The sequence below is a fragment of the Leptolyngbya subtilissima AS-A7 genome, assembly GCF_039962255.1.
Classification (GTDB): Bacteria; Cyanobacteriota; Cyanobacteriia; order Phormidesmidales; family Phormidesmidaceae; genus Nodosilinea.
This window is the reverse complement of record NZ_JAMPKY010000001.1, coordinates 211,030-228,816: the sequence shown is the minus strand read 5'-3', so window position 1 is coordinate 228,816 and position 17,787 is coordinate 211,030. Positions and strand designations below refer to the sequence as shown.

19 protein-coding genes and 1 pseudogene are annotated in these 17,787 nt (G+C 58.2%); 11 read left to right on the top strand and 9 right to left on the bottom strand.

The window, feature by feature from the left end:
• Nucleotides 1–32: 32 nt before the first annotated feature.
• Nucleotides 33–644: pseudogene (locus NC979_RS25260) on the bottom strand (leucine-rich repeat domain-containing protein); the annotation flags it as partial.
• A 9-nt stretch (nucleotides 645–653) separates the two neighbouring features.
• On the bottom strand, nucleotides 654–836 hold the full coding sequence (locus NC979_RS01155; RefSeq protein ID WP_206755273.1) for a hypothetical protein: 183 nt from the start codon (nucleotides 834–836) through the stop codon (nucleotides 654–656).
• Nucleotides 837–957: 121 nt separating this feature from the next.
• On the opposite strand from NC979_RS01155, the gene NC979_RS01150 reads away from it, so the two are divergent.
• Nucleotides 958–1,176 carry a hypothetical protein gene (locus NC979_RS01150; RefSeq protein WP_190522960.1) on the top strand — a complete coding sequence of 73 codons (219 nt, stop codon included), beginning with the start codon at nucleotides 958–960 and terminating at the stop codon, nucleotides 1,174–1,176.
• 32 nt (nucleotides 1,177–1,208) lie between these two features.
• Here the strand turns inward: NC979_RS01150 and NC979_RS01145 are convergent, their stop codons facing one another.
• The 3 genes from NC979_RS01145 to NC979_RS01135 form a co-directional block, all read right to left on the bottom strand.
• Nucleotides 1,209–1,616, bottom strand: coding sequence for a type II toxin-antitoxin system VapC family toxin (locus NC979_RS01145; protein ID WP_190522958.1), 408 nt, complete (start codon nucleotides 1,614–1,616; stop codon nucleotides 1,209–1,211).
• Nucleotides 1,617–1,626: 10 nt separating this feature from the next.
• On the bottom strand, nucleotides 1,627–1,920 hold the full coding sequence (locus NC979_RS01140) for a hypothetical protein (protein ID WP_190522956.1): 294 nt from the start codon (nucleotides 1,918–1,920) through the stop codon (nucleotides 1,627–1,629).
• A gap of 67 nt (nucleotides 1,921–1,987) precedes the next feature.
• A complete protein-coding gene (locus tag NC979_RS01135; RefSeq protein ID WP_190522954.1) occupies nucleotides 1,988–3,652 on the bottom strand; it encodes an ABC transporter permease in 1,665 nt (554 codons plus the stop codon).
• 263 nt (nucleotides 3,653–3,915) lie between these two features.
• Here NC979_RS01135 and NC979_RS01130 point away from each other — a divergent pair, with 263 nt between their 5' ends.
• The 5 genes from NC979_RS01130 to NC979_RS01110 all read left to right on the top strand — a co-directional run bounded on the left by NC979_RS01130 (nucleotide 3,916) and on the right by NC979_RS01110 (nucleotide 8,497).
• Nucleotides 3,916–5,040 (top strand): YdcF family protein, encoded by a 1,125-nt coding sequence (locus NC979_RS01130; RefSeq protein WP_190522951.1) that lies wholly within the window; start codon nucleotides 3,916–3,918, stop codon nucleotides 5,038–5,040.
• Between the two features lie 227 nt (nucleotides 5,041–5,267).
• Nucleotides 5,268–7,016 carry an ABC transporter ATP-binding protein gene (locus NC979_RS01125; RefSeq protein ID WP_190522949.1) on the top strand — a complete coding sequence of 583 codons (1,749 nt, stop codon included), beginning with the start codon at nucleotides 5,268–5,270 and terminating at the stop codon, nucleotides 7,014–7,016.
• A gap of 115 nt (nucleotides 7,017–7,131) precedes the next feature.
• A complete protein-coding gene (locus NC979_RS01120; protein WP_242024168.1) occupies nucleotides 7,132–7,374 on the top strand; it encodes a hypothetical protein in 243 nt (80 codons plus the stop codon).
• Nucleotides 7,375–7,376: 2 nt separating this feature from the next.
• A complete protein-coding gene (locus tag NC979_RS01115) occupies nucleotides 7,377–7,667 on the top strand; it encodes a type II toxin-antitoxin system VapC family toxin (protein WP_190522945.1) in 291 nt (96 codons plus the stop codon).
• Between the two features lie 77 nt (nucleotides 7,668–7,744).
• A complete protein-coding gene (locus tag NC979_RS01110; RefSeq protein WP_190522943.1) occupies nucleotides 7,745–8,497 on the top strand; it encodes a glucose 1-dehydrogenase in 753 nt (250 codons plus the stop codon).
• A gap of 198 nt (nucleotides 8,498–8,695) precedes the next feature.
• Here NC979_RS01110 and NC979_RS01105 read toward each other — a convergent pair whose 3' ends face one another.
• Nucleotides 8,696–9,430, bottom strand: a complete 735-nt coding sequence (locus tag NC979_RS01105; protein ID WP_190522941.1) for a TVP38/TMEM64 family protein — start codon at nucleotides 9,428–9,430, stop codon at nucleotides 8,696–8,698.
• Nucleotides 9,431–9,652: 222 nt separating this feature from the next.
• On the opposite strand from NC979_RS01105, the gene NC979_RS01100 reads away from it, so the two are divergent.
• Nucleotides 9,653–10,327 carry an HAD family hydrolase gene (locus NC979_RS01100; protein WP_190522939.1) on the top strand — a complete coding sequence of 225 codons (675 nt, stop codon included), beginning with the start codon at nucleotides 9,653–9,655 and terminating at the stop codon, nucleotides 10,325–10,327.
• 66 nt (nucleotides 10,328–10,393) lie between these two features.
• Nucleotides 10,394–11,002 carry a heme-binding protein gene (locus tag NC979_RS01095; protein WP_190522938.1) on the top strand — a complete coding sequence of 203 codons (609 nt, stop codon included), beginning with the start codon at nucleotides 10,394–10,396 and terminating at the stop codon, nucleotides 11,000–11,002.
• 76 nt (nucleotides 11,003–11,078) lie between these two features.
• Here NC979_RS01095 and NC979_RS01090 read toward each other — a convergent pair whose 3' ends face one another.
• Complete coding sequence (locus NC979_RS01090; RefSeq protein ID WP_190522936.1) at nucleotides 11,079–11,864, bottom strand: class I SAM-dependent methyltransferase; 786 nt, start codon at nucleotides 11,862–11,864, stop codon at nucleotides 11,079–11,081.
• Nucleotides 11,865–11,981: 117 nt separating this feature from the next.
• On the opposite strand from NC979_RS01090, the gene NC979_RS01085 reads away from it, so the two are divergent.
• The 3 genes from NC979_RS01085 to NC979_RS01075 all read left to right on the top strand — a co-directional run bounded on the left by NC979_RS01085 (nucleotide 11,982) and on the right by NC979_RS01075 (nucleotide 15,634).
• Nucleotides 11,982–12,929: a class I SAM-dependent methyltransferase gene (locus NC979_RS01085; protein WP_190522934.1), complete on the top strand. Its 948-nt coding sequence runs from the start codon at nucleotides 11,982–11,984 to the stop codon at nucleotides 12,927–12,929.
• Between the two features lie 168 nt (nucleotides 12,930–13,097).
• Nucleotides 13,098–13,550, top strand: a complete 453-nt coding sequence (locus NC979_RS01080; RefSeq protein WP_190522932.1) for an SRPBCC family protein — start codon at nucleotides 13,098–13,100, stop codon at nucleotides 13,548–13,550.
• A gap of 5 nt (nucleotides 13,551–13,555) precedes the next feature.
• On the top strand, nucleotides 13,556–15,634 hold the full coding sequence (locus NC979_RS01075; RefSeq protein ID WP_190522930.1) for a DNA methyltransferase: 2,079 nt from the start codon (nucleotides 13,556–13,558) through the stop codon (nucleotides 15,632–15,634).
• On the opposite strand, the gene coaE is transcribed toward NC979_RS01075, so the two are convergent.
• A complete protein-coding gene (coaE, locus tag NC979_RS01070; protein ID WP_190522928.1) occupies nucleotides 15,578–16,186 on the bottom strand; it encodes a dephospho-CoA kinase in 609 nt (202 codons plus the stop codon). The genes NC979_RS01075 and coaE overlap by 57 nt on opposite strands.
• Nucleotides 16,162–17,787, bottom strand: a complete 1,626-nt coding sequence (gene cobA, locus NC979_RS01065; protein ID WP_190522926.1) for a uroporphyrinogen-III C-methyltransferase — start codon at nucleotides 17,785–17,787, stop codon at nucleotides 16,162–16,164. The genes coaE and cobA overlap by 25 nt, the downstream gene beginning before the upstream one ends.

Sequence of the window (17,787 nt, the reverse complement as noted above, 5' to 3'; positions counted from 1 at the left end):
CCCGAGTAGGCACTTTGTAAAATAGGATTAAGAGGATTGTCGTAAAGGACAAGCGCTGTGAGATTAGTTAGCGTCGAAATCGCTTCGGGAATCTCAGTGATTTGATTGCCAGAAAGGAAAAGCTTTGTAAGATTGGTGAGCCTGATTATCGCCTCAGGAATCTCAATAATTTGATTTTCTATGAGGAAAAGAGTCTCAAGCTTTGAAAGTTTTTCAATTACTACAGGAACCTCTTTAAGTTGATTTTCAGAAAGGTAAAGCTCTGTGAGATTTGTCAGCTTTGCAACTGCCTCAGGAATCTCGGTTAGCTGATTTTGAGAAAAGAAAAGCTCTGTAAGATTTGTCAGCTTTGTAACTGCTTCAGGAATCCGAGTGAGTCGATTGACGGAAAAGGAGAGCTCTGTGAGTTTTGTCAACGTTGCAATTGTCTCAGGAATCTGAGTGAGTCGATTGTAAGAAAAGTAAAGGCTTGTAAGATTCGTAAGTTTGGATATACCTTCGGGTATTGCCGTGAGCTGGTTTTCGGAAAAATCAAGCGATGTAAGATTGGTTAGCCTTGAAATTGCCTCAGGAATCGCTGTGAGTTGATTCCCTCGAAGGTTAAGCTCTATGAGATTGGTAAGCTGAAATATCGTCTCGGGGATCTCGGTGATTTAATTTTTGGAAAGGTTAATTGCTGTGAGACCGGTTAAATTTGTGATATTGGCAGGTACCTCAGTCAGCCCCAATTCACTCAAATCCAGCTCAGTGGCCCCTTCCTTCAGCGCCGCTGCAATCCGCTCTTCCGCTATCCGGTATGCCTCATTCTGTGCCATCGCCGTGCCTTTACGTTGCAAAACCCATCTACCGCCTCAGTTATAGCCCGCCTATCCGGCTTTCTGGCTACCCTGTCTCTCTACCGCATCACAATTCCTGCCAGTGCTACGATCAACCCATCCAGCGTACGCGCCAAAATCTATGCCTAAACCGATCTCAGCCTTTCAAAAAGCCATTGATGCGGTCGAGTCTCTTTCCCTTCAAGATCAAGAGGCTGTGCTCACCCTGTTGCAAAAACGCATCGCAGACCAGCGCCGCCAAGAACTCAGCCAGAGCGTAGCCCAAGTTCGCCACGAATTTGCTCAAGGCAACGTCCAGTTCGGTTCAGTTGACAATTTCATGGCAGGTTTAGACTATTGAGACACTGAGACACCTTTTCCAAACCTCGCGGGTTAGTTGCTAGGTGGAGGCGTAATGAGCTGTAGATTCCCAATTCCTGCAAAGTCTTTGATGTTGTGAGTAACTAGCGGTAAGCCGTAGCGTAAAGCTGTTGCGGCAATCCAAGCATCCTGCGGAGAAATCAGTCGTCCTCCACTCTGGCGATCGCTACGAACCTGTGCCCATTCCCGACAAAGCGGCTGGTCAACCGGAATAACAAGATAATTTGATAGGTATTGCTCTAGCCGTGAAAGGCGGCGATCGCCCCATTGACGTAAGATTGCCCACTGAAAAAGTTCAGCAACGGTCATGAACGAAAGTGCCAATTCCTGATCGCTCAACAGTGGCAGGTAAGGGTCGGCATAGTCACTACCTTTGAAGATGAAGGAAGCGATGTCTGTATCAATGAGCAAAAGAGCCATAAAAATTCAGCTAGCTCACTTCCTGGCGTTGCTTTCGCAGAAAGGCAAGGAAATCCTCAATCGAGTCTTCTACGGGCCAAAAGTCAGCAGCCAGATCTTTTAGGCTATGAACGGTCGTGGGGCTTTGGGTATCGCGTAGCTGCTGAAGTGAGATGCCTTGCCAAAACTGAGCACTGAGCACTTTGATATCGGGTTGAGGATTTGCGCCCAAATCGCTTTGGGTGAGAATTTGCAGCAGTTGCAGCCGCTCTGTGGGCGAGAGCGGCTGAATGGCAGCGATCGCGGCTTCAAGTTGTGGAGTCATGGCATACCTCCAAGGAGATCTAGACCTTGTCTAGAGCATAGCGATCTATGCCATTCAGCGGCCAATTTTAGACCTTACCCTCGTTGGCGATCTGCTTGCTCAGCCATAGCACCGGCAGCAACCCCACCAAAATGATCGCCAGCGCCGGGGCCGAAGCCTCGATCAGCCGCTCGTCAGCCGCATATTGATAAACCCGCACCGCCAGCGTGTCGAAATTAAACGGGCGAATGATCAGCGTAGCGGGCAGCTCCTTCATCACATCCACAAACACCAGCATGGTGGCCGTGAGCAAGCTGCTCCCCAGCAGCGGGCGATGAATTTTCATCAGCGTTTGGTTGGGAGTTTGGCCCAGGCTGCGGGCCGCATCATCCAGCGAAGGCTTAATTTTGCCTAACCCCGCCTCGATCGCCCCAAAGCTCACCGCCAAAAACCGCACCAGGTAGGCAAACAGCAGCGCAACAATCGTGCCGCTCAGCAGCAGCCCGGTAGAAACTCCAAACGTCTGTCGCATCCAACCATCGATCGCATTGTCAAACTGCGCCAGAGGAATCAGCGTGCCCACCGCAATCACCGCGCCGGGTACGGCGTAGCCCAGGTTAGCCCCCTGCACCGACAGCGTGAGAAAGGGCCTACCGTTGAGCCGCAGACCGTAGGCCATCACCAGCGCCAGCAGCACCGCCAGCACCGCCGCCAACACCGCCAGCACCAGACTGTTAAACCCCAGCACCACAAAGTCGCCATTCAAGGTGGCCTCGGCATTGCGCACCGTCATCGCCAGCAGCAGCCCGGTGGGAATGATCAGCCCCAGCAGCACGGGGGCGGCGCAGACCAGCCAGGCCCCCACCGCCCGCAGCCCGCCCAGCCCGTAACGCGACTGCGAAATCGTGCGGGCCATGCCCTGGTAGTAGCGAGCCCGACGACGCGACCGCTGCTCTAGCACCACCAGCGCAAAGATAAATAGCAGCAGCACCGCCGAGAGCTGCACCGCCGCCGGGCGATCGCCCATGCCAAACCAGGTGCGATAGATGCCCGTAGTAAACGTCGGCACGCTGAAGTAGGCCACAGTGCCAAAGTCGTTCAGGGTTTCCATCAGAGCTAGGGCGGTGCCAGCGGCGATCGCCGGTCGAGCCAAGGGCAGCGCCACCGAGCGAAAGCTGCTCCAGGGGCCACAGCCCAAACAGCGGCTCGCCTCCAGCGTCGCGGTTGACTGCTCTAGAAACGCCACCCGCGCCAGCAGATACACATAGGGATACAGCGTCAGGCTAAACAGCAAAATCGCCCCCTCAATGGAGCGAATGTTGGGGAACCAGTAGTCGGTGGCCTGCTGCCAACCAAACAGGCCGCGCAGGGCCGTCTGCACTGGGCCAAAATACTCCAGCGTGTCGGTATAGACGTAGGCAAGGATGTAGGTGGGGGCGGCCAACGGCAGCAGCAGCAGCCACTCAAACCAGCGGCGACCCCAAAATTGGCAGGTGCTCACCAGCCAGGCGGTGCTCACCCCGATCGCCAGCACCCCCAGCCCCACCCCCACCATTAGCACCAGCGAGTTGCGAATGTATTCGGGCAGCACCGTCGCGGCCAGGTGCCCCCAGGCGTCGCTGGAGTTAGTAAACAGGCTGGCGAGAATGATTGCCACCGGCAGCAGCATCACCAGGGCGATCAACCCCACGCCCAGCGTCCAGCCGTCGAGCCGTGGCAGTGAGGCTTTCCAGGGGGCACCGAAGGATTTCATAACCGGCAATTATTGCTACCCATTCCTTTTAGCACAGAACGAAACCCCGCCCCTCAACCGGGTCACGACTAAAAAGTCTTCTATAGCCAAAGAACGACTTTGAGGATGATTAGAGCCGCACATAGCCCGAGTTTTCGTTACTGAAGTATGCTTTGCAGAGAGTTCCTGCGGGGCCAGGTTAGCCCTCGCCAAGCCATCCCAGGCCAGGGCGCAAATTTCGCCCCTCGCCCGACAGCACCCAACTGCCCGTTGCCAATCTGACTATGGATATTCTCAATCTATTAACCCGTCTGCTGCTGTGGCTTGGCATCGGCTACTTTCTGTGGTGGGTGCTCAAAAAATTCATTCCCGCCAACTTTTTGACCTGGTTCGGCGGAGCCATGATCTTGGCGCTGATTGCGGGGGCGTTTTTATTCCCCGACGACAGCACCATTGGGGTGTTTTGGCAGTTTTTGGTGTTTCCGCTTACCCCTCTGGGCGGGGCGATTACGCTGCTGGCGTTGTCCCTCAGCGACGGCATGAAAAAGGTCAATGGGCGCATGGTGACGGTGGCGTTGCTGATTTTATTCTTCGCCAGCATGCCGCTGATTGCGCGGGCCTTGGTCAACCATTCTGAACAGTCGGTGCAGCGGGCCTACGCCAGCCAGCAGCGGCTATGTAGCGACATCTGCCCCGCGATCGATCAAGTGCCCGTCGATCGGGCCGTGTCAATTGTGGTGATTGGCGAAAACGCTGACGCCTACCGCCTGACCAACGCCCTCAACAGCCGCATCGACGCCGACAACCCCCTCGACCCGGCGCTGGTGGCCCAGCTCAACAGTGCTGCCAATGTCTACAACCGCATTAGTGCGGCCCGCCCCTTTGTGACCGTCACCGCTGGGCCTCGGTTTGGCACGGGCGAAGAGCAAGAACCCCTCAGGCAGGCAATTCGTCAGCAGCTGGTGGGTCGGGGCGTACCCTCAGAGAGCATTCGGGTTGAGGCCACGGGCACCGACATTCGCAACACAGTGGTCGATCAAAGGAACTTTTTAAGCGAGCAGGGGTTGTTTACTGCGCCTGCCCGCTCAGGCCGCTTTGACACCGCCCGCAACAACCGCGACGCTAACCGGGTGGTGCTGGTGGCCCCCGCTTTAACTATGCGCCGCGCCGCACTGGCCTTTGAGAATGAGGGCATTCAGGTGGTGGCAGCCCCCACCGAGCTATATAGCACCCCCAACCTGGAAAACCGCGATACCCTGGCCAGCCTGGCCGACCTAGCCCCCAACGTCAACGCCCTGGCGCTGACCACGCGCTACTGGGGCGAGCTGCTGAGCGCCATCTACTACTACCTGCGGGGCTGGCTGCCTCCCTTTAGCATGCAGTGGGATGAGGTGGTTGAGACGATCTAGTTGAAGCCGTTTTGACAGCTAGGAATCGGCGCGCTAGAGCTCCAAGCAGTTAGGGTCGGGGTATAGGGTGCAAGGTGCAAGGTGTAGGGTGCAGGGCGTTACCGTAGACCTTAAACCCTATACCCTGTACCTCTCCGGCAATTTACGAAACAGCTATAGTCCAGTGTATGCGTCCAATTGCCCCTGCCAAATTCGTCTAGGATAGGGGGGCAATTAGGGCGGATGTTATGGCGCGATCGCAGCTACAAAAACTGGGTACCTACCTCAAACCCCACTGGCGGCAGGCTGGCCTGGGTGTTGTTGCACTATTTATTGTGAACTTGGTTGGCGTGTGGATACCGCTGCTGATTCGCAACGGCATCGACGAGCTTCAGGTCACTTTCAGCTTTGACCGAATCATGTACTACGCGCTGCTGGTGCTGGTGCTGGCCTCGGTGATGTGGGTGATTCGTATGGTGTCGCGCATTACCCTGTTTGGGGTGGGCCGCCAGGTGGAGTTTGACCTCAAGCAGCGCATCTTTCAGCACCTGCTGAGCATGGAGCCCGCCTACTTCGGCCGCAACACCGCCGGGGAGCTGATCAGCCGCGCCACCAGCGACGTGGACAACATTCGCCGCTTGCTGGGCTTTGCGATTTTGAGCTTGGCCAATACCCTGTTTGCCTATGCCCTGACGGTGCCGGTGATGCTGTCAATCAGCGTGCGGCTGACGCTGATTTCGCTGATTGTCTACCCGCTGATGCTGGTGCTGGTGCAGACCTTTAGCGATCGCCTGCGCAACGAGCAGCTCCATGTGCAGGAGCGCATCTCCGACCTCAGCGACCTGATTCAAGAAGACATGAGCGGCATTGCGCTAATCAAAATCTACGCCCAGGAAGAGAACGAGCGCCGCGCCTTTAACCACCGCAACACCAGCCTGCTCGACGCCAACCTCAAGCTGGCCCGCACCCGTAACATGCTGTTTCCGCTGCTGGGGGGGCTGGCCAGTGTGGGTCTGCTGGTGATTTTGGCCACGGGGGCGGGGGCGATCGCCGAGGGGGTGATCACCGTGGGCGACTTTGTAGCCCTGCTGCTCTATGTGGAGCGGCTGGTGTTTCCCACCGCCCTGCTGGGGTTCACCATCACCGCCTACCAGCGCGGCGAGGTCAGCATCAACCGCATTGAAGAAATCCTCGACGCCGAACCGGAGGTGCAGACGGCCGCCACCGCCATCCCCCTGCCCCTGGAGCAGATCAAGGGCAGCCTAGAGGCCCGCCACCTCAACTACGCCTACCCCGACAGCAAAGTCCCGGCACTGGATGAGGTGAACTTTAAGATTGCGCCGGGGGAGCAAATTGCGATCGTCGGCCCCATTGGCTCGGGCAAATCGACCCTGGCCAACGCCCTGCCCCGCCTGCTCGACATTGGCCCCGGCCAGCTATATCTAGATGGCTACGATGTGACCGAGCTGCCCTTGGCCGACTTGAGACGGGCGATCGCCTACGTGCCCCAAGACAGCTTTCTCTTCAGCACCAGCATCAACAACAACATCCGCTACGGCGAACCCTTGATGGAGTTCTCCGAGGTGCAGTACGCCGCCAAGCAGGCCCAGATGGATGAAGAGATTCAGAACTTTCCCCACCACTATGACACCATCGTCGGCGAGCGCGGCATTACCCTTTCGGGAGGGCAGCGGCAGCGCACGGCTCTAGCCCGCGCCTTGGTGGTCGATGCCCCCATTCTGGTGCTCGACGACGCCCTCTCCAGCGTTGACAACCGCACCGCCACCGCCATTCTCAATGCCCTCTCGGAAGGCACTCAGCAAAAGACAGTGCTGTTTATCTCGCACCAGATGTCTGCCGCCGCCACCGCCGATCGCATCTTTGTGATGGATAAAGGTCGCATTGTGCAGCAGGGCCGCCACCGCGACCTGGTGCAGCAGCCCGGCCTCTACCGCAACCTATGGGAGCAGCACCAGCTAGAGTCCGTGTTGCAGTAGCGAGCCACTTTGCCCGGGGGTGGGTTAGAGCAAATCCAGGTAGGGTTGACAGGAAAAAAGAGCAGCCAATCAAACCCAGGCCAGAGTAAAGAAGACAGCAAGGAAAATGACCGCTATGGAAAGCATTAAAGTGCGTCAGCACATTGGGCAAGATGGCATTCTGCACCTTGCTCTGCCTGTTGGGTTGGCCGACCGAGATGTAGACGTAATGGTGATATATCAACCTGTTCAGGCGTCAGCTTCTGTAGAAATATCCTTAGCAGCTTTCTACGGCATCTGCGCTGATGACCCCATTGTGACTGACGGGCACGGCATTTTGGCAGCTCTAGATGACGATTTGACCGGAGCTTTTGATTAAGCATGCGCTACTTGCTCGATACCAACGTATGCGTCGTGTTCTTAAATGGGCGATCGCCTCTAGTGCGCGATCGCCTACTTTCTACGCCGACTAAAGCTATGGCAATCTGCTCAGTGGTTAAAGCCGAGCTTTTCTACGGTGCCTTGCGTAGCAACAATCCAGTACAAACGCTAGAGCGACAACAGTTGTTCCTAAAGCAATTCACCTCGCTTCCCTTTGACGATGGGTCGGCTTTGGCTGTTGGCAGAATGGGAGCAGCACCAGCTGGAGATGGCCTTGTGATAGACCGTTAGGTAATGAGGCAAACAGCTCTAAAACCCTGGCTGGGCTAGGATTAGCTGCATCCTTGTGTAACTCAGGAGCGTGATCCATGGTTTCGATGGCAGGCAAAGTTGCGATCGTGACTGGGGCAAGTTCTGGCATTGGTCGGGCTACGGCGATCGCCTTTGGTCAAGCGGGTGCAACTGTGGTGGTGGTCGCTCGCCGCTCCGACAAGGGCGAGGAAACTGTCCAACAGATCAAAGCAGCCCAGGGAGAGGCGATGTTTATCCAAGCCGACGTCACCCAGGCGTCAGATCTCGAAGCTATGGTTAAACAAACCGTCGACACCTACGGTCGCCTCGACTATGCCTTTAACAACGCCGGTTCAGGCACCTCGGGTAAACTGGCCGACCTCTCCGAAGCCGACTGGGATTTTGAAATCAACGCCAACCTCAAGTCGGTTTGGCTGTCGATGAAGTACGAAATTCCCGCTATGCAGCAGTCGGGCGGTGGGGCGATCGTGAATACCTCTTCCCAAGGCGCACTGCTGGGGGTGGCTGGGTATGGGGCCTACGGAGCCGCTAAAGCGGGAGTCATTGCCCTGTCGCGCGCCGCGGCGGCGGAGTATTCTAGCGAGCGCATTCGCATCAACACCGTGAGCCCCGGCGCAGTCAAAACCGATCTATGGGCCGAAGCCCCGCCTGAAATGCTCGATCAGGTAGCCGCCGGCATTCCGCTGCAGCGAATCGGCAGGCCAGAAGATATTGCCGAGGCCGTCGTCTGGCTGTGTTCTGAGGGGGCTGGGTTTGTGACTGGCCACAACCTCGTCGTGGATGGCGGGTTCACCGCCGTGCAAAAGTAGACAGCCCAGGGGTGGGAAGTAGATTTATGGGTTAAGCACAGGTGCTTGTGATCCCGAATCCCGCATGAGTACCCCCGATTTGTAGGGGCGTAGCATGCTACGCCCCTACGGGCTTCCTGATTATGAATCGGGGTTTACCAAAGCTCATGTCTCAAGCTACAGGGCTAACGCAGGAAATTGCCCTGTTGAGATCGCTCCTTATCGTCTGCGTTCTGGCTCAGATTGTCTGCACTCTGACTCAGACGACTGGTCGGGGCACTTGGGGTTTAACGCTTTGCGAGTCAAGTTGGTGGTGTACCACCCAGCACAGAGTGCCAGCACGGCCCCACCGCCTTGCAGCGACAGTTTTCTGGCGGTGAGCCCCTCCTGAAACAGGGCAACGCCAAAGGAGCCCAAATAGACATACAGCGTAATTACCGGCAGCATGCCCACCCAGGAAAAAAAGCAGTACTGCCAAAAATTCACCTTGGTGCAGCTAAAGCCATAGTTGAGCAGGTTAGACGGCACCAGGGGCGACAGCCGCGTCAGCAGCAAAATCTTCCAACCCTTTTGGCCGACGGCGTGATCTAGGCGAGCAAAGCTGGGGTTTTTGATCATCCAGCGCTTGATGCGATCGCGGGCTAGGGTGCGCCCCACCCAAAAACAGGCGATCGCCCCTAGGGTATCGGCCACCGAAGCCACCACAATACCCTGCATCAAACCAAAGACCGCCCCGGCCACCAAAATCAGCACAATGTTAGGCAGACCCAATACGGTCGCCAGCAAATACACCGCCACAAAGACCGGAGCCGCCACAAAACCCAACGCGCTGAGCCAGCCTTCAATATTCACAAACCAAGCTTGCAGCGGCAGTTGACTGCTCAGCAAAGCCGCAATTACGCCGCAGCAGGCCAACAGCCAAAACTTCCGGCTCCGCAAAATTGTCAATTTCATACCTGTCAGATCCCGCGCCAATAGAGACAGGCTGGGGGAGTAGTTAACTTTAATCAGCGATCGGAACTTTCGCCGTCTGCCTTGAGAAACGTAAGCGTTGCAGCTTGAACATCATAAGACGGACACAAACTCAATACTGATGCCTGACACACTCTTCCCTTGGAAGATGTGGGCCCGTTGCTTTCCTGTCAAAATCAAACAAAAGCTAGAGCAGGGGTCGGCATGCAACTCGATGGCGTCATTTTAGATGTTGATGGAACACTGGTTTTGAGCAACGATGCCCACGCCAGGTCCTGGGTTGAGTCCTTCGCCAGCCACGGTTATGACGTGCCCTTTGACCAGGTGCGCGCGATGATGGGAATGGGTGGCGATCAGCTCATGCCCAAGCTGATTCCTGAACTCAATGACGAAGAAGAACCCGGCAAGACAATCGCCAGCGATCGCAAAAAACTGGTCTTGAATAAGTATGCGCCCGACATTGCCCCCGCCAACGGCGCACGGGCGCTGGTGCAAAAAATGCTGGAAGCGGGCCTGCACGTGGTGATTGCCACCTCCGCCAGCCCTAAGGAACTAGAGGTGATGCTCAAAATCGCCGAGCTGGACGATCTGCTGCACGAAACCACCACGTCCAGCGATGCCGAAAACTCTAAACCCGCCCCCGACATCGTCGAAGCCGCCGTCAAAAAGGCACAGCTCGCGCCCGATCGCATGGTGATGCTGGCCGATACCCCCTACGACATTGAGTCGGCAGGCGGAGCCGGGGTGAAGGTGATTGCCGTGCGCTGCGGTGGTTTTAGCGATGAGGAGTTAGCGGGCGCGATCGCTATCTACGACGACCCCGCCGACCTGCTCCACCACTACGAGCACTCTCCCCTTGGGCAAGCCGCAGCGGGTTAACCCCTATCGAAGAAGGCCTTCGAGGAGGTCGTTACACTGAAGCTATAGCTGTGTCGAGCCGTCTTTATGAAACTGGGCCAGAGTCTGCTAATTGTGGGGGTTGTGGCAATCGGGGTGGGGGCGCTGCTTCTTTGGGCCTACAGCAAAGCCTCTGCACCGCTGCCCGTAGGCTTTCCGCCACCAACGGCGGATGGGGAAATTGAAATCAAGCAGTATCCCGACTATCGGGCCGCTACGGTGCAGGTCACGGGAGATTTAGCTAACGCGCCCTCCCAAGGCTTCTCGCCGCTCTTTCGTCACATTAGCAGCAACGATATTTCAATGACGGCTCCGGTAGAAACGCGCTACCCGACTACGACCCTTGAGGCTGGTGCGGTGAGCGAAGGGGACGCATCGGTTTCGTTTTTGTACCGTAGTTTAGATATCGTGCCCCAGGAAATCGCCCAAAACGTGCAAGTAGAAGACATTTCGCCCATGACGGTGGTGAGTGTTGGCGTTAGGGGCGGCTATGACTACGAGGTCTACACCAGCGGCATTCAACAGCTGCAAGCCTGGTTAGCAGCGCATCCTGAGTATGCAGTGGCAGGGCCGCCCCGCCGCTTCTTTTACGATGGCCCCTATGTGCCCGATGCCCTAAAGCGGAGCGATATTCAAATTCCAATTCGGAAGAACTAATAGCACCATCCCGGCTCGTCTAGCTCCGGCAGCGGCAGTTCTTCTGTTAACGGTGAAAGCTGAATAATGTAGCTACTCAAGGGTGGGTGGCCATTTTTTCGCTCAGATACAGGTTGGTAACATACTTCAGCGTCACCGTGCCGTCGATCGTGGCCCAGGCTCCATGCCAGGCGGCGATGGTATCGAGAAACTGGAGGTGGGCTCGCCCTTCCTTAGGAATATAGGACGAGCTGAGCGATCGCCCCACCACCTCAGGCAGCGTCAGCGTTTGGCCATGGTCAAAGCTCAGGTGCTGCACCCGCGAAAACTCACGCTGCTGTTCAATCGCCTTGAGCGCCTGGGTGTGGTCGCGGTGGTCAATGGCGCGGGTCGCTACGGCATGGATGATCTGATAGTAGGCCGCCGTGCCCGAGTCCTCTAGATCCCAATCATTCCAAAGCAGGGCCAAGCGCCCCCCTGGCGGCAAGATGCGGCTAAACTCCGCCAGCGCCAGCGGTGCGTTGAACCAGTGAAATGACTGGCAACAGGTGACAATATGCACAGACTCATCCGCCAGCCCCGTCTGTTCGCCCGTGCCAGGGTGAAAGACCACTTGGGAGTGCGGTTCGGCCGCCTCGCGCATGGCGGCATTGGGTTCGACCGCGATCACCCTAGGGCCGCGATCGCCCAGCTGCCGACTCGAAATGCCCGTGCCTGCCCCAACATCAGCGATGACTAGCGATCGCAGGTTGTCCACATCGGCCAAAATGGCGGCGATCGCCTCCGGAGGATAGCCCGGCCGATAGCGAGCATAGTCTTGGGCGCGGTCAGAAAAGCGTCCCAGCGGGTTTAGGGTATGAAGCGGTAAGACATTGGGGGGCATAGAGCGATCGCCATACTGCTACGTCGCTATCGTAACCCAGCGGTGCAGCAGTCAGAAGCTCTACCAGCGCACCTCGCCAATCCAGTACAGTAAGCCTAAACCCTCCTTACCGCGTCCATGACCACGACTAAACTCAAGCCCGACTGGGCCGGCGAAGATCTGCTCTCGCGCATTGTCAACCGCGCCATTCAAACCCCCGCTCTCTACGCCCTGATGAAGCGCCAGGCCCGCCAGGTGCTTATTAAAACCGCCGAGAAAAATGGTGTTCCTTGGCGACAAACCTGCCTCGATCTCGACACTCCCGAAATGCGTCAGCGGTTGGATGAGTTAACCAATTCGGCGGTGGTCTATCCTGACTATTACCAAGTGCCCTTCCACGCCTACAGCGAGGGCAACCTCTGCTGGCAAGCCGCCTTTGAGGCCGCCCCCGCCACCTACGCCATGGCCCTGCGGGTTTGGCCCCAGGAAGAGTTGTCCTGGCAAACAGCTCAAGCCCGGCTGCGCCACAGCTTTCTTGAGGTGCTTGATCAGCATGGCCCAGCCGAGGTGACAGACATTTTGGATGTGGGCTGCTCGGTGGGCATTTCTACCCTCAGTCTGCACCGCCACTACGCTCAAAGAAATCCGGTGCGCACCGTGGGCCTCGATCTGTCGCCCTACATGCTAGCGGTGGCTCAATCCCAAGATACCAACCGTGAAATTGCCCAATGGGTACACGGGGCGGCAGAAGCTACCGGCTTCCCCGCTGCGTCGTTTGATGTGGTGACGATGCAGTTTGTTGCCCACGAACTACCCCGCACCGCTACCCAGGCCATCTTTGCCGAAGCCCGGCGAGTGCTGCGGCCCGGCGGGGTCTTGGCCATTGTCGACAACAACCCCAAGTCGCCCGTGATTCAGGCGCTTCCCCCGGTGCTCTTCACCCTGATGAAAAGCACCGAACCCTGGAGCGACGACTACTACACCTTTGATTTAGAAGCAGCCCTGGTTGAGGCTGGCTTTGAGCCACCCATCGCAGTGCCCAGCGACCCCCGCCACCGCACCTTAGTAGCGCGCAAGGGAATGTAGCACCGACAAAACAGCGGAGACAAAGTGCGTCCGAAGAAATACGGGTAGAATAGGCTCAGTGCTGGCGTGGAATACCGCATTGGCACTGAGTTTGCGATCGCACCTGTCTTTTGCAATGGCCTTCGCAAGCGCCAGCGGCACAGCCTTAATTAGTGGCAGGGGTAAACCATGGGTGAATGGCTCGATCACAGCGTAGCGGTAGATGTTGATGTGCCGGTAGAAACGTCCTGGAATCTGTGGTCTGACCTAGAGCAGATGCCCCGCTGGATGAAGTGGATCGACTCTGTCAAAGTCTCCGATGCCGACCCCGAGATTTCAGAGTGGAAGCTGGCCTCCCGCGGGTTTGAGTTTACCTGGCGCTCTAAGATCACCAACCTAGTCACCCACCAGATTATTCAGTGGGAGGCGATCGACGGGCTGCCCAACCGAGGGGCCATTCGCTTTTACGATCGCAAAGAGGGTCAGTCAACCGTCAAGCTCACCGTGTCTTACTCGGTGCCTGGCGTCATCAAGTGGATGGACGGGCTGTTCCTCGGTCGGTTGGTCGAAGCTACGCTGCAAGACGACCTCAACCGCTTTCGCGACTACGCCATGGCGGACAAACAATCTCCTTCCCCCTAGGCACCATGGGCCTTACGGTAGAGCAGCCCCCCACCCCCACCCTAGTGCAAGGCTTTCAGCGGAGCTGGCAGACGTTGACCGACGCCCTGGTGCCCTTACCCGGCAGTCAACGCCGCCACTACGCCACGCTGCTGCTCACGCGGCTGATTGCCGTGGCGGCCCTGCAACAGCGGGGCTACTTGGGCGGTGACGAGTGGTATTTACACAATCAGTTTGGCCAGAGCCAGCAGCGCGAGCTAGATGGCTTCTTCTCACAGGTGCTACAGCCGCTTTGCCAGCAGGGGTTTACCCTGCCCGCCGAGGAGCGCCCCCCAGCTTTGCGCCAGCGGCTAGGGCCACTGCCTTTTGTGCCCACAGGGCCGTTTCGATTTACAGAACTAGACCAGCGCTGGGGCCACGTTCCCCTACCCGATGCTGCCTTTGAGCCCACCCTTCACTGGCTGGCCGATCTGGCAGCGGCGACGCCCGCTGGGTTAGACGCGGGCTTGGGCATGCTGCTAGAGCAGGCGGTCAATAGCTATGACGGAGTCGCCATGGCAACGCCAGCACCACTGCTAGGGGCACTGTGCGATCGCACCATCCACGCTACCCTACTCGACCGTGCTGAAGTGCTGATCGGGCGTCGCCATCGCTCCACCGAACAGCTTTTGAAGGAACTTTCCCCCGCCGAGGCCGGAACGCTGTTGACCGAGCTAGGGCAGCTCACCTTACTCGACCCCGCCTGTGGTTCAGGGCGCTTTCTCGTAGCGGCGCTCAATCAGCTGATGGAATTGGCCCTGGGATTGCGGGCGATCGCCACCCAAAATTCTGCCAAAACTATTCCCAACTGGGCCAAACCGTCCCCCAACAACCCCACCCTAGGCCTCTACCAACACCTGGCCACCCACGCCCTCTACGGCCTTGACCTGTGGCCCCCAGCGGTAGAGCTAGCGCGGCTACAGTTGTGGCTTCAGGGCGTGCAGCACACCAGCCAACCGACAGAACTCACCGCATTGCCTGACCTCACCCTGACCGTGCTTCAGGGCAATGCTTTGGTCGGTCTAGTGCGCGTCGATGACGAACGATTCGATCAGGTGCCGCCCCGACGTGGGGTCAAAGATCCCGAACAAGCCGTTCCGCTCCAGGGAAATCTGCTCCAACCCTTGATCGCTGACAGCTACCAGTCTGTGCTGGGTGAGCGCCAGGTGCGCCTAGAGCACTACCGCAGCCAGACTCAGCTGCTGGCCGAAGTGGGCAGCGTGCCCGCCTACGCCCAGGCCGACTTTTTGCGCGATCGCCTCGACGAACTCGACGCCATTGCCCAAGGCAAGCTCACTCACCTGCTGTGGAGCGAGGGCAGCCAGCAGCTGGGCCTACGGGTGCCCGATCCGACGGGCGATCGCCCCACTCGCCCCCTGAACCAGACCGATGTCGATGCCACTCAGCCCTTCCATTGGGGATTCTATTTTCACCAGCAGCGGCGCGATCAAGGCGGCTTCGACATCGTGCTCAGCCACTTCCCTCGCGGGGCCGTGGAGGCGACCCAAGCGGGCTTTGTGGAACGCTATGCCACTCTGTTTGAGCAAAAAAACGTGGCTCCCTCTACCTTTCGGCACAACCGCCAACCGGTGCTGACCATCGACCACGACCTCACCCAAGCCTGGGCCGAGTACCGGGGCCAGTTCACCTGGCTGAGTAACTACCTGCGCCGCTCTGACCAATATCCCCACAGCAGCTTAGGGCCTGATGGCCTGAGCCAGAATCGGCTTTTTTGGTCTCGGTTATTTCTAGAACGCAGCCTGCAACTCCTGCGGCCCGGCGGTCGCTGCGGGGTGTTACTCGACCCCTTTTGGGCCCAGAGCAACAGTGCCCCCCTGCGCCACTGGCTACAGCGCCAAACCGATCTGGCTACCGTGCTCGACCTGTCAAATCACCAAAAGCTCTGGCCCGACATCCCCTCTCGTACAACGCTCTGTGCACTGTGGCTGCGGCATCAGGGACCAACCCAGGGCAGCCCCTATGCCGCTTTTTCTAAGCCCAATACGGCCCTAGCGCCGGAAGCCCTCGGGGGTGTGCTGCAACGCCTCATCCACCCGACGGGATAGGGCGGCCAAGTCGGCGGAGTTGTCGATCACCACATCCGCCAAGGCCACTTTGTCTGCCAAGGGCATCTGGCTTTGAATGCGGGCGGTGGCCTGCTCGGCAGTCAAACCATTGCGTTCCATGAGGCGCTGACGTTGGCGATCAAAGGGACAGGTCACCACCCAAATTTCGCTCACCTGATCAGCTAGGTTGGCCTCAAACAAAAGTGGGATGACTTGCACCACGACGGGAGCCTCGGTCAGCTCAGCCATCGCCTCCCCGAAACGCTGGCGGACCACGGGGTGAATCTGCTGCTCTAGCCAGGCTTTTTCGGCGGGTTGGTTAAAGACGATTTCCCCCAGCGCTCCCCGGTTCAGGGTGCCGTCGGGGTGAAGCAGAGATGCTCCGTAGCGATTGGCGATCGCCCCCAACACCGCCGACCCCGGCTCCACGGCCTGACGAGCGTAGATATCGGCATCCAGCACGGGCAGGTGGTGTACTCGCGCCAGGTACTCGGATACGGTTGATTTGCCGGTGGCAATGCCCCCGGTTAGGCCGATAATGCGCTGGCCCATGTGACAATCGCCTCCGTCAGTCCATCTAAGGTATATTCCGCTGGCTCAATATCCACCCGGCCTAGAAGCTCGCGGCAGCTGTCTGAGGTTTTGGGGCCAATGGAGGCGATCGCCACCCCCTTCAGCACCTCGCGCCAGTCCGCACCTAAACCCTGTTCCAAAAGCTGAGCCGTATGCACCACGGTTTTCGAACTGGCAAAGGTGATCACATCCACATTGCCACTTTTCAGGGCTGTCAAGGCGTTTGGGTCGGCGAACTCTGGACAGCCCGATTCGTAGGCCGCCACTTCCACCACCTCGGCCCCGGCGGCGGTGAACTCCTGCACCAGCACTTCCCGACCGCCGCTTTCTACCCGGGGAAATAGCAACCGCTGCCCCGCCACCGCTTCAGGAAAGTGACCGACCAGGGAATCGGCAACAAAGTCGGGGGGAATAAAGTCTGGTACCAATCCCCGTTGTCTTAGCACCGCCGCCGTTTTACGCCCCACCACGGCAATTTTGAGCGAACTCAGGGCGCGCAGATCCTTCCCCTGCTCCAGCAGCCGATCCACAAAGAAATTCACCGCATTAGCCGAGGAGAGAATCAGCCAAGAGAAGGTGGGAAGAGCAGCGATCACTTCATCTAGCCCAGCCCAGCTCGACGGCGATCGCATCTCCAGTGCGGGGAGATCGATCACCGTAGCTCCCTGGGTGATGAGCAAGTCAGCAAAGGCGCTGGATTGTTCGGCCGCACGGGTGATGAGGATGGTCTTTTGAGTGAGAGGGAGGGGAGTGATGGGGTGATGGGATGCGTAGGGTGCATTCACGAAGCAATGCACCGCTCCAGGGCTCTCTCCAGAATGTTGGATTTTGGATTTTGAATCTTGGGTTGGTTGCTTGCCCGAAGCCAGATAAGGACGCAGGCGGACAACTTCCCCAAACACCATCACACAGGGGGAGAGGGTTTCGCCGCGAGTTGCCTGGCAAATGGTGAGCAGGCTGCCTTCCCACACCTGCTGCTGGGGGTGGCCGCCCCAGCGAATAATGGCCACTGGCATGTCGCCTCGGCAGCCGTTTTGGCGCAGGCGGTGAACGATTTCTTCGAGGTGGCGACTGCCCATGAGCAGCACCAGGGTGCGCAGGCGAGCCAGGGTGGGCCAGTCAAGCAGATCAAGATCGTGGGCGGTAAAAACGCCAAAGCCGTGGCTCCACACCGGGTCGGTGAGGGGAATACCCGCCAGCAGCGGGGCCGCCAGAGCCGACGAAACGCCGGGCACAACTTCTACTGGACAACCCGCCTCGCGTAGGGTCTGCACTTCGGCGGCAGTGCGGCCAAAGATAAAGGGGTCGCCGCTTTTAAGGCGTACCACTTGACGCCCTTCTAGTGCCAGTCTGACCAAGAGTTGATTGATGTCGGTTTGGGCGGTGCTGGGCAGACCACCGCGTTTGCCAACGTTGATGCGATCGCACCCCCTCGGCAACAACCCCAGCAGCTCCTCATCCACTAGCGCGTCGTACACCAGGCACTCGGCCCGCTGCAACAGGTCGCGCCCCCGCAGGGTGAGGTAGTCGATGCTCCCCGGCCCGGCCCCAACAATATAGACAGTCCCTGGCTCAGTCAT

What these genes read in the sequence shown, in the direction of transcription:
- NC979_RS01150 (WP_190522960.1), top strand. Translation starts at nt 958, where the DNA reads ATGCCTAAACCGATCTCAGCCTTTCAAAAAGCCATTGATGCGGTCGAG.
- NC979_RS01145 (WP_190522958.1), bottom strand. Translation starts at nt 1,616, where the DNA reads ATGGCTCTTTTGCTCATTGATACAGACATCGCTTCCTTCATCTTCAAA.
- NC979_RS01140 (WP_190522956.1), bottom strand. Translation starts at nt 1,920, where the DNA reads ATGACTCCACAACTTGAAGCCGCGATCGCTGCCATTCAGCCGCTCTCG.
- NC979_RS01135 (WP_190522954.1), bottom strand. Translation starts at nt 3,652, where the DNA reads ATGAAATCCTTCGGTGCCCCCTGGAAAGCCTCACTGCCACGGCTCGAC.
- NC979_RS01130 (WP_190522951.1), top strand. Translation starts at nt 3,916, where the DNA reads ATGGATATTCTCAATCTATTAACCCGTCTGCTGCTGTGGCTTGGCATC.
- NC979_RS01125 (WP_190522949.1), top strand. Translation starts at nt 5,268, where the DNA reads ATGGCGCGATCGCAGCTACAAAAACTGGGTACCTACCTCAAACCCCAC.
- NC979_RS01120 (WP_242024168.1), top strand. Translation starts at nt 7,132, where the DNA reads ATGGAAAGCATTAAAGTGCGTCAGCACATTGGGCAAGATGGCATTCTG.
- NC979_RS01115 (WP_190522945.1), top strand. Translation starts at nt 7,377, where the DNA reads ATGCGCTACTTGCTCGATACCAACGTATGCGTCGTGTTCTTAAATGGG.
- NC979_RS01110 (WP_190522943.1), top strand. Translation starts at nt 7,745, where the DNA reads ATGGTTTCGATGGCAGGCAAAGTTGCGATCGTGACTGGGGCAAGTTCT.
- NC979_RS01105 (WP_190522941.1), bottom strand. Translation starts at nt 9,430, where the DNA reads ATGAAATTGACAATTTTGCGGAGCCGGAAGTTTTGGCTGTTGGCCTGC.
- NC979_RS01100 (WP_190522939.1), top strand. Translation starts at nt 9,653, where the DNA reads ATGCAACTCGATGGCGTCATTTTAGATGTTGATGGAACACTGGTTTTG.
- NC979_RS01095 (WP_190522938.1), top strand. Translation starts at nt 10,394, where the DNA reads ATGAAACTGGGCCAGAGTCTGCTAATTGTGGGGGTTGTGGCAATCGGG.
- NC979_RS01090 (WP_190522936.1), bottom strand. Translation starts at nt 11,864, where the DNA reads ATGCCCCCCAATGTCTTACCGCTTCATACCCTAAACCCGCTGGGACGC.
- NC979_RS01085 (WP_190522934.1), top strand. Translation starts at nt 11,982, where the DNA reads ATGACCACGACTAAACTCAAGCCCGACTGGGCCGGCGAAGATCTGCTC.
- NC979_RS01080 (WP_190522932.1), top strand. Translation starts at nt 13,098, where the DNA reads ATGGGTGAATGGCTCGATCACAGCGTAGCGGTAGATGTTGATGTGCCG.
- NC979_RS01075 (WP_190522930.1), top strand. Translation starts at nt 13,556, where the DNA reads ATGGGCCTTACGGTAGAGCAGCCCCCCACCCCCACCCTAGTGCAAGGC.
- coaE (WP_190522928.1), bottom strand. Translation starts at nt 16,186, where the DNA reads ATGGGCCAGCGCATTATCGGCCTAACCGGGGGCATTGCCACCGGCAAA.
- cobA (WP_190522926.1), bottom strand. Translation starts at nt 17,787, where the DNA reads ATGACTGAGCCAGGGACTGTCTATATTGTTGGGGCCGGGCCGGGGAGC.